A 9,127-nucleotide genomic window follows, 5' to 3' on the forward strand; every position below is an offset into this window, starting at 1 on the left:
TTCGTGACGATGGCGCAGGCATGACGGCAGACAGGCTGCGGGAGCTGCAGAATCTGCTGGAAATGCCGCTGGAGGCGATGGAGCAGCAGCAGAAGCACAGCAGAGCCAATATGAACGACAGAAGCTACGGCATGCTGAATGTACAGGCACGTATCCGGTTATCTTTTGGCGAGGAATATGGAATTGTACTGGAGAGTGAAGAAGGGACAGGGACCTGCGTTACGATCATTCATCCGTTGCTGCGGGATATGGGACAACTGAGAAAGCCTCACGAAAAAGGAGAAGAACAGGATGGCAAAATCAATGACTACAGGGACGGAACAACGTAACACGGAAAAACGTTATGAAGAACGTTATCGGGTACTGATCGCAGACGATGAGCCGATCATCCGGGAGGGGATTCGGGATTGCGTAGACTGGACGGCTCTCGGCATGGAGGTTGCAGATGAGGCGGAGGACGGTGAAGAAGCGCTGGAGCTGGCGGTTCGGCTTGGCATCGACATTTTGCTGGTCGATATGAATATGCCGATCATGGACGGGATTGAGCTGATCCGGCGATTGCGTGAGGAACGTCCCGAATGTCGCTGCCTGATCATTTCCGGGCATGATGAATTCGCTTATGCACAGGAGGCTGTGCGACTTGGCGTAGAGGACTATATTTTGAAGCCGGTAGATGCGGAGCAGCTTCACACTGCGCTGTCGCGGCTCAGTCAGCGGCTGGGTGAAGAGCGCAAGCGTACCGCCTATGTAGAGCAGGCTGCCGAGCAGATACAGCGCAATATTCCGCTGCTGCGCCAGCGCTTTTGCCTGGAATTGCTGGAAGGGCAGCATACGGGGGAAAATGTCATGGAGCAGCTGGCGTTTTTACGTCTTCCATCCCAGCCGCCTGTTCAGATCGGCGTGGTGCGGTGGCCAGCAGTAGAGACACGACAGGCGATTATGCGCGAAAATGACCGCCAGTTGTTTCTTTATGCCGCTGAAAATATCATTGCCGAGCTGCTGGAGGACCGACCACATGTATTATTTCGTGATGCGAACGGGCTGATCGGCATATGCCTGTGGCAGGAGGCGCCTGAGACGATCGGCGCTTCCATTGAGCAGGCGATTGGGCGCTATCTGAATATAGCGGTTCATACACATGTAGAGCACAACGCCGGAGGGATGGAAGGTGCGATTGAGGCGTTCCGGGTATGCCGTGACCGTGTGTACGGCGAATCGCAGCTATCTCCACTCGTGCGCCGGGCGCGTCAGCTCATTCAGGAAGGCTATGCCGATCGGGAGCTGACACTGGAGGCCCTTGCCTCGCGGCTGCAGGTATCGGCTGTGTATCTCAGCCGTGTGCTCAAAAAAGAGCTTAACGATAGCTTCGTGACTCTCGTCACGCGTGCCCGAATCCGTAAAGCGGTGCAATTGCTGGACTCCACCACGTTGTCCATCTACGATATAGCAGAGCGTACCGGATACGATAGCCAGCACTATTTCAGCACCGCTTTTAAAAAGACGATGGGAGTTTCCCCGGTTCAGTACCGCAAGGGTGGTGGAAATGGAGTCAGCGTGTCGGATCAGGAATGACATGAAAAATGTGTGTGTAATCACACCTGTGGATTTGCGGGTCTGTTACGCTGAGGATAACAAACAAATATCTATCATATTTGGAGGACAACAATATGTTTTGTTATCAGTGTGAACAGACGCCGAGTGGCGGCTGTAAGGTAGTCGGGGTATGCGGCAAGAATGAAACGGTAGCGAGCTTGCAGGATACGATGATTTTTGCCTTAAAAGGCATTGCCGCTTATGCGACCCATGCCAGACAGTTGGGCTATACCGATCCTGAGGTGGATCGTATCACGCACGAAGCGTTATATATGACCTTAACCAATTCTAACTTTAATGTACAAGAGCATTTGGAGATGGCAATGAAGGTCGGAAATGCAGCCGTACGGATCATGGATGTGCTGGATCGTGCGCATACGGATCGTTTTGGCATTCCGCAACCGATTACAGTCAGCCAGAATAAGATCGAAGGTCAATGCATCGTCGTGACCGGACATAATTTGTATGCGCTGGAGGAATTGCTGCGGCAGACAGAAGGCAAGGGCATCAATATCTATACCCACTCGGAAATGCTGCCGGCGCACGGTTATCCGGCGTTGAAGAAATATGCACATCTCAAAGGCAATATCGGCAAGGCCTGGTACGATCAGCGCAGACTGTTCGAGGAGTTCCCGGGCGCGATTCTTGCCACGACGAACTGTGTCATGCCGATTAAAGGCACGTATGCAGACCGCTTCTTCTCTTATGAAGTAGCCGGGCTGGAGGGTGTTGCCAAAATTGTGAACGACGATTTCTCTCCACTGATTGAGCGCGCGTTGGCCCTGCCAGCCGCAGATGTAGAGTCTGAACAGGTGCTTACGACAGGATACCATCATGAGACGGTCATCGGGCTGGCACCCGAGATTATTCAGGCAGTTAAAGACGGACATATCCGCCGTTTCTTCGTCATTGCAGGCTGTGATGCACCGGGTAAAGGCGGCAATTATTATCGCGAGCTGGCCACATCCTTGCCGAACGATACGGTCATTCTGACCACGTCCTGCGGTAAATTCCGCTTCAATGATGTAGATTATGGCACCGTTGGAGATACTGGTATTCCGCGTTATATCGATTTGGGACAATGCAACAATTCCGGTTCCACGGTGAAAATTGCTTTGGCATTGGCCGATGCTTTTGGCTGTTCAGTGAACGAGTTGCCGGTCAGCATCGTGTTGTCCTGGTTTGAGCAAAAGGCAGTAGCGATTCTGCTCGGCTTGTTCAGCCTTGGCATTCAGGACATCCGCATCGGACCTAAGCCACCTGAATTTATCTCGTCTGGTGTATTGGATGTGCTGGTGGAGATGTTTGGCCTGAAGCTGATTACAACAGCAGAGGAAGACATGAAGGCAATGCTGTCGTTGTCGTAAGGAGATTGAGAAAAGGAACTGCAAAACGCAGTTCCTTTTTTGTTACGATTTACTGTTTTATGATTCATCGTTCATCGAATCTTATAAATATGTCTGTAAGAACTTTTAAGGCCATTTCCGTATCCTTGGCTTCGCGTGTTCTCAGCAGGGACAAAATATTTTTGATACTCAAATCTTCTTCGGTAAGCTCATCATTTTCCTTCACATATGTAAGTAATTGATTAACGCTCACGTTCAATGCCTTAGCTATTTTCTCCAAATTTTTCAAGGATATATTTCTCTCCGCACGCTCGATAAAACCGATATAACTCGAATTGAATCCTGCTTTTTCGGCTAAAGCTTCCTGAGAAAGCCCCTGGGATTTCCGAATATCGCGAATACGTGTACCGACTAATTCCAGAAGTTCAGACATGGTTACACCTCTCTTTAGTAAGGACTTTACAAAATTCGATTCCAGTCGTTCCAAAGCGCAATATATTGACGAATTAGACTACTTCGATCTTAGATATTGTTTATTGGAAGTATTGGATTTTTGCAAAACCCTCTAGTTAGAAGTGTAGAGAAAGTGTTACATGTAATTAATGACTTATAATAAGTAAATTGATTTAAAAACTACTATGTAGTAATATTTATTATGAGGATTTACCGATAGCTAGAAAATTATACATTTTTATGGTTCGAATTGTACTACGCACTCATATGGTTTATGAATATTTAATTCAGGAGTTGACTCCCCATGAAAAATGACTCCTTATGCCTACGCCTACAAAGTGATTCAGATGACACATTCCACACCTATAACGAATCCAACGTACTGAATTGCGTGTTGGATTTTCAAAAGCTTGCCCAATATCAGATGAAGCTTGCCCAACTCATGCGCAACCATATGCAGTTTTATAACTGCCTCGTTCTTTGTGATCGAGCGATGTTTTCTATGGGGAAGGCCATGTATGTTCATCGAAATCAAATCATTCCTTTATCCATTAGCTTATCCATGAACGATCTGCTTAGATTGATTCGCACGGATGCTGAGCCATGTTTAGATATGGTGCTGTTTATGGGTACCGTGCATTATCTTGTTTCCGGAGAGGATGAAGCATCCAGGGAGACGATGAAGCCGGAGGAAGTAGACATGCTGCTTAATAAAACAGACCATATTTTAAAGCGTCTATCACGAAGAATGGTAGCTCATCCAACCGAGCAGTATCTATCTATTTTTAAAGAAAAACCACTCAATTAAATCGTTGTTGATTATTGCTGCTCCTATTTCCTCCAGTGATATAATGGCGAGAAGGGAGATATCGGCCACGGCTTAAAAGCTCCGCAGCAGAAAGGGTGTTAATACAGATGCCTACATACAATAAGCTGGTGAGGGATAAGATTCCGCACATGATTATAGCTCAGGGCAAGGAAAGCAGCTTACGCATTTTGGAGCCAGAGGAATATAAGCAGGCGCTTAGAATGAAGCTTCTTGAAGAAGCAGAGGAGTATTTTGAAGCGGCAAAAGATCAGGATGCGCTGGAAGAACTGGCGGATATGCTGGAAGTTATCCGGGCGCTGGCAGAAGTACATGGGGCGAATGCGGCAGAGCTGGACAAGCTGCGGGCAGACAAAGCCGAGGCACGAGGTGGCTTTCGGGAGCGGGTGTTTTTAATCGATGTCGATGAGGCTGAAATATAGCGTGTTAATAACTGTGTTGTTAGGACTTTGCCCTTGTTAAAAAGGTAAAGTCTTTTTTTCATTCTCCACACAAAGGTTAAAATTTTATAAAAAAAGTTCAAAACCAGCAAAGACCTTTCCCGCCCCGGAATGATACCATGTGGTTGCACATAAGAAAAGGAGAGGCGTTCATCGCCACTCTATTGTAAGCGCTATCTAACTTCTATTCTAATCAGCACTTACCTTCAAAATGACCCGCATCACATGAGGAAAGGGGAGCTTCACATGAGAAAAGGAGCTGTCGCTATATGGCTTCTGGTTTTAGCCTTAATGCTTTCGGCCTGTAATTTGGCGGAGAGTGGAACGGGCAGCAAGGAAAAAGGCTATGTGGGTATTTCCATGCCGACCAAATCGTCCGAGCGTTGGGTAGGAGACGGGGAGAATATGGTTCGGATGTTTCAGGAGCAAGGCTATAAAACGGATTTGCAGTACGCCGAGGATGTGGTGGAAAACCAAATTTCCCAAATCGAAAATATGATCACCAAGGGTGTCAATGTCATGGTCATCGCTTCGGTAGACGGAAACACGCTGACGGACGTCATCAAGAAGGCACACGACCGGGGGATTCAGGTGATTTCCTATGACCGCCTGATTCGGAACACGCCGTATCTGACGTATTATGCAACCTTCGACAACTTTAAAGTAGGTGTGCTACAGGCGGCGTATATTGAGCAGAAGCTGGGACTCAAGGAAGGCAAAGGCCCCTTCAATATCGAGCTGTTCGGCGGCTCGCCGGATGACAATAACGCCTATTTCTTCTTTAACGGCGCGATGTCGGTCCTCAAGCCGTACATCGATTCAGGCAAATTGGTCGTACGCAGCAAGCAAATGACGATGGCGCAGATCGCAACGCTGCGATGGGATGGAGCCTTGGCCCAGTCGCGGATGGATAATCTGTTGAGCGCCTACTATTCGGGGGCCAATCTGGACGCGGTGCTATCTCCTTATGACGGAATTAGCATTGGTATTATTTCATCTCTCAAAGGGGTTGGCTACGGATCAGCGAACAAGCCGCTGCCGATCATTACGGGGCAGGATGCGGAACTCGCTTCGATCAAGTCGATTGTGGCCGGAGAGCAGACGCAAACCATATTCAAGGATACCCGCAAGCTGGCTGAGCAGACGGTTGTGATGGCCAACAGCATTTTACAGGGCAAGCAAGCGCAAGTGAATGACACTAAATCATACAACAACGGGATCAAAGTAGTTCCTGCTTATCTGCTTGATCCGATTTCGGTAGATCGCACGAATGTCGAAAAGGATATTGTCGGCAGCCACTATTACACCAAGGAACAAATTGGACTGAAATAAGAGCAGGCTATCTAAAGCGAAAGGAGCGTACCCCATGACTGGAATCATATTGGAAATGAAGGGAATTACCAAAACCTTTCCCGGCGTGAAGGCATTGGAAAATGTAAATCTCAAGATCAAGGAAGGCGAAATTCATTCCCTGTGCGGTGAGAACGGTGCGGGCAAATCGACGCTGATGAAGGTACTGAGCGGTGTATATCCGCATGGAACCTACGAAGGGGATATTATTTTCCAGGGCAAAACGTGTGAGTTCAAGGATATCAAGCAGAGCGAGGAATTGGGCATTGTCATTATCCATCAGGAGCTGGCGCTGATTCCGTATCTGTCGATTGCAGAAAATATTTATCTGGGCAACGAACGCGCCAGCGGCGGCGTGATTGATTGGAAAGAGACTTTTGTGGGTACACGCGAGCTGCTGTCCAAGGTCGGCTTGAGCGAAAATCCCAATACACTCGTTACGAATATCGGGGTCGGGAAGCAGCAACTGGTCGAAATTGCGAAAGCGCTTTCCAAAAAGGTAAAGCTGCTCATCCTCGATGAACCCACAGCGGCGCTGAATGAGGATGATAGCGAAAATCTGCTTAATCTGATGCTGGAATTTAAGAAACAGGGTATTTCCTGTATTCTGATCTCCCACAAGCTGAATGAGGTCGCGAAGGTATCAGATTCCATCACGATTTTACGGGACGGGAAGACGATTGAGACGCTGGATATGAAAAAGGATGAGGTCACCGAGGACCGGATTATTAGCGGGATGGTTGGGCGCGATTTGACCAGCCGTTATCCAGAGCGCCATGCAGAGATCGGCAAAGTCATTTTGGAAGTGAAGGATTGGACGGTCTATCACGAGCATCATGCGGAACGCAAGGTGCTGGATCAGGTGAATCTGAATATCCGGCGTGGTGAGATTGTCGGGATTGCCGGACTGATGGGGGCGGGACGGACCGAGCTGGCGATGAGTATTTTCGGCAAATCGTACGGACGCAACATCTCGGGCCAACTGATCAAGGACGGCAAGTCGATCCAGAATAACACGGTCACGGACGCGATTAACAACGGATTTGCTTATGTGACGGAGGACCGCAAGGAATATGGCCTGATTCTGATGGATGATATCAAGCGCAATATTTCACTGACGGGCCTGAACAAGCTGACCAAGGGTGTTGTCGTCAATGAACAGGAGGAAGTTGTCGTTGCCGAGGATATGAAAAAAAGCATGAACATCAAAGCACCGAGCATTTTACAGAAAACGGGCAATCTGAGCGGCGGCAATCAGCAGAAGGTGGTACTGAGCAAATGGATTTTTGCCGGACCGGATATTCTGATCCTCGATGAGCCGACACGTGGCATTGACGTAGGTGCCAAATATGAAATTTACACGATTATTCACCGACTTGCCGCTGAAGGCAAGGGCGTGCTGGTCATTTCATCCGAGCTGCCAGAGGTACTGGGCTTGTGTGACCGGATTTACGTCATGAATGCAGGGCGAATCACCGGAGAGGTAAGCCGTGAGGACGCGTCGCAGGAAACGTTGATGAGATATATGACCAAGTCAGGAGGCGTGAAGCATGGAAACCATAACTAAATTATTTAAAAATAACATCCGCCAGTATGGCATGATGATTGCACTGGTCGTTATTATGATCCTGTTCGAGCTGCTGACAGGCGGGCTGCTGTTAAAGCCGATTAATATTACGAATCTGATTTTGCAAAACAGCTACATTCTCGTACTCGCTATCGGGATGGTGCTGGTCATCATCACAGGACATATTGATTTGTCTGTCGGCTCGATTGCTGCTTTTGTCGGCGCAGTTGCCGCCATTATGATGGTCGATTGGCAGCTTCCGGCGTGGATCGCCGTGATTGCAGCTTTGGTGGTTGGGGCGCTGATTGGCGCATGGCAAGGGTTCTGGGTCGCCTACGTGCGGATTCCGGCGTTTATCGTGACATTGGCGGGAATGCTGCTCTTCCGCGGATTGACGATGATTGTGCTGGAAGGCCAATCCATCTCTCCTTTTCCGGGGGGCTTCCAAAAAATCAGTTCAGGCTTCCTGCCGGATTTTGCATCCTCCGGTTATAACCTGGTATCCATCATTGTCGGCATTGCGCTCACGGTGTGGTATATCGTCAATGAGCTTCGCGAGCGTCGTTCCCAGCTTAAATACGGTTTTGAGATTCCGTCACAGACCCTGTTTGTACTCAAGCTGATTGTGGTGGCTGCGATCATCAATCTGTTCACCTTTATGCTCGCAAGCTATGCGGGAATTCCGAACATTCTCGTATTGCTGTTCATTCTGATTGTCGTTTACTCCTTTGTGATGAATCGCACGGTAATGGGTCGCCATGTGTACGCGCTGGGTGGAAATGAAAAGGCGGCAGGTCTGTCTGGTGTCAAAACGAAAAAAGTAACGTTCTGGGTATTTGTGAACATGGGTGTGCTGGCTGCCATTTCCGGTTTGATCTTCGCCGCACGTCTGAACGCGGCTACACCGAGAGCGGGTACGAACTTTGAGCTGGACGCCATCGCAGCCTGCTTCATTGGCGGAGCCTCGGCAACCGGCGGGATCGGGACCGTTTTTGGAGCGATTATCGGTGGTCTGGTGATGGGCGTACTGAATAACGGCATGTCCCTGATTGGTTTGGGCATTGACTGGCAGCAAGGGATCAAAGGTCTGGTACTGCTGCTGGCGGTTGCCTTCGATATTTACAACAAAAACAAAAGATCGGCTTAGAATACAAGGAACCTCCAGTCCACTTGAAATGTGGATACTGGAGGTTCCTTGTTTGTTTGACCTTGCAGGCCACGATCATACGTATTTAAGTTGTCACCATTTGTCCGCCATTGACATGCAGCGTTTGGCCTGTAATAAAGGACCCGTCATCCGAAGCTAGCAGCACATAGGCCGGGGCCAACTCATAAGGCTGTCCGGCACGCTTCATCGGTGTATTGGTGCCGAAGGTTCGAATAGCTTTAGGCGACTGAGTGGCGGGCTTCAGCGGAGTCCAGATCGGACCGGGAGCAATGGCGTTCACGCGAATGCCCTGATCGACCAGATTATTAGCCAGAGCGCGGGTAAAACTCACAATCGCACCTTTGGTGGATGCATAGTCGATCAGATTCTTTTGCCCGACATACG

Annotated in this window: 10 protein-coding genes; 8 read left to right on the forward strand and 2 right to left on the reverse strand. The window is 49.0% G+C overall.

Features of this window, described 5'->3' with window-relative positions; genetic code table 11:
• The 3 genes from WG8_RS28030 to hcp all read left to right on the forward strand — a co-directional run.
• Window positions 1-329 (forward strand): sensor histidine kinase (locus WG8_RS28030; RefSeq protein ID WP_007429120.1); only part of this gene is annotated, 329 nt, incomplete at its 5' end.
• Window positions 292-1,572: a response regulator gene (locus tag WG8_RS05495; protein WP_083837547.1), complete on the forward strand. Its 1,281-nt coding sequence runs from the start codon at window positions 292-294 to the stop codon at window positions 1,570-1,572. The genes WG8_RS28030 and WG8_RS05495, both read left to right, overlap by 38 nt.
• A 95-nt stretch (window positions 1,573-1,667) precedes the next feature.
• A complete protein-coding gene (gene hcp, locus WG8_RS05500) occupies window positions 1,668-2,960 on the forward strand; it encodes a hydroxylamine reductase (protein ID WP_007429122.1) in 1,293 nt (430 codons plus the stop codon).
• 64 nt (window positions 2,961-3,024) lie between these two features.
• Here hcp and WG8_RS05505 read toward each other — a convergent pair whose 3' ends face one another.
• The gene (locus WG8_RS05505) at window positions 3,025-3,372 is read right to left on the reverse strand and encodes a helix-turn-helix domain-containing protein (RefSeq protein WP_007429123.1); all 348 of its coding nucleotides are present in this window, start codon (window positions 3,370-3,372) and stop codon (window positions 3,025-3,027) included.
• Between the two features lie 324 nt (window positions 3,373-3,696).
• Here WG8_RS05505 and WG8_RS05510 point away from each other — a divergent pair, with 324 nt between their 5' ends.
• The 5 genes from WG8_RS05510 (at window position 3,697) to mmsB (ending at window position 8,722) form a co-directional block, all read left to right on the forward strand.
• Complete coding sequence (locus tag WG8_RS05510; RefSeq protein ID WP_007429124.1) at window positions 3,697-4,200, forward strand: hypothetical protein; 504 nt, start codon at window positions 3,697-3,699, stop codon at window positions 4,198-4,200.
• Window positions 4,201-4,307: 107 nt separating this feature from the next.
• Window positions 4,308-4,640 (forward strand): nucleoside triphosphate pyrophosphohydrolase, encoded by a 333-nt coding sequence (locus WG8_RS05515; protein WP_007429125.1) that lies wholly within the window; start codon window positions 4,308-4,310, stop codon window positions 4,638-4,640.
• 264 nt (window positions 4,641-4,904) lie between these two features.
• Window positions 4,905-5,990: a multiple monosaccharide ABC transporter substrate-binding protein gene (gene chvE / locus WG8_RS05520; RefSeq protein WP_007429126.1), complete on the forward strand. Its 1,086-nt coding sequence runs from the start codon at window positions 4,905-4,907 to the stop codon at window positions 5,988-5,990.
• A gap of 34 nt (window positions 5,991-6,024) precedes the next feature.
• The gene (gene mmsA, locus WG8_RS05525; RefSeq protein WP_007429127.1) at window positions 6,025-7,575 is read left to right on the forward strand and encodes a multiple monosaccharide ABC transporter ATP-binding protein; all 1,551 of its coding nucleotides are present in this window, start codon (window positions 6,025-6,027) and stop codon (window positions 7,573-7,575) included.
• Window positions 7,559-8,722 (forward strand): multiple monosaccharide ABC transporter permease, encoded by a 1,164-nt coding sequence (mmsB, locus tag WG8_RS05530; RefSeq protein WP_007429128.1) that lies wholly within the window; start codon window positions 7,559-7,561, stop codon window positions 8,720-8,722. The genes mmsA and mmsB overlap by 17 nt, the downstream gene beginning before the upstream one ends.
• 85 nt (window positions 8,723-8,807) lie before the next feature.
• On the opposite strand, the gene WG8_RS28035 is transcribed toward mmsB, so the two are convergent.
• Window positions 8,808-9,127: SDR family oxidoreductase (locus tag WG8_RS28035; protein ID WP_007429129.1), on the reverse strand; the 320-nt coding region annotated here is incomplete at its 5' end.

Origin of the sequence: Paenibacillus sp. Aloe-11, assembly GCF_000245715.1 — a bacterium.
Taxonomy (GTDB): domain Bacteria; phylum Bacillota; class Bacilli; order Paenibacillales; family Paenibacillaceae; genus Paenibacillus; species Paenibacillus kribbensis.

What these genes read in the sequence shown, in the direction of transcription:
- WG8_RS05495 (WP_083837547.1), top strand. Translation starts at nt 292, where the DNA reads ATGGCAAAATCAATGACTACAGGGACGGAACAACGTAACACGGAAAAA.
- hcp (WP_007429122.1), top strand. Translation starts at nt 1,668, where the DNA reads ATGTTTTGTTATCAGTGTGAACAGACGCCGAGTGGCGGCTGTAAGGTA.
- WG8_RS05505 (WP_007429123.1), bottom strand. Translation starts at nt 3,372, where the DNA reads ATGTCTGAACTTCTGGAATTAGTCGGTACACGTATTCGCGATATTCGG.
- WG8_RS05510 (WP_007429124.1), top strand. Translation starts at nt 3,697, where the DNA reads ATGAAAAATGACTCCTTATGCCTACGCCTACAAAGTGATTCAGATGAC.
- WG8_RS05515 (WP_007429125.1), top strand. Translation starts at nt 4,308, where the DNA reads ATGCCTACATACAATAAGCTGGTGAGGGATAAGATTCCGCACATGATT.
- chvE (WP_007429126.1), top strand. Translation starts at nt 4,905, where the DNA reads ATGAGAAAAGGAGCTGTCGCTATATGGCTTCTGGTTTTAGCCTTAATG.
- mmsA (WP_007429127.1), top strand. Translation starts at nt 6,025, where the DNA reads ATGACTGGAATCATATTGGAAATGAAGGGAATTACCAAAACCTTTCCC.
- mmsB (WP_007429128.1), top strand. Translation starts at nt 7,559, where the DNA reads ATGGAAACCATAACTAAATTATTTAAAAATAACATCCGCCAGTATGGC.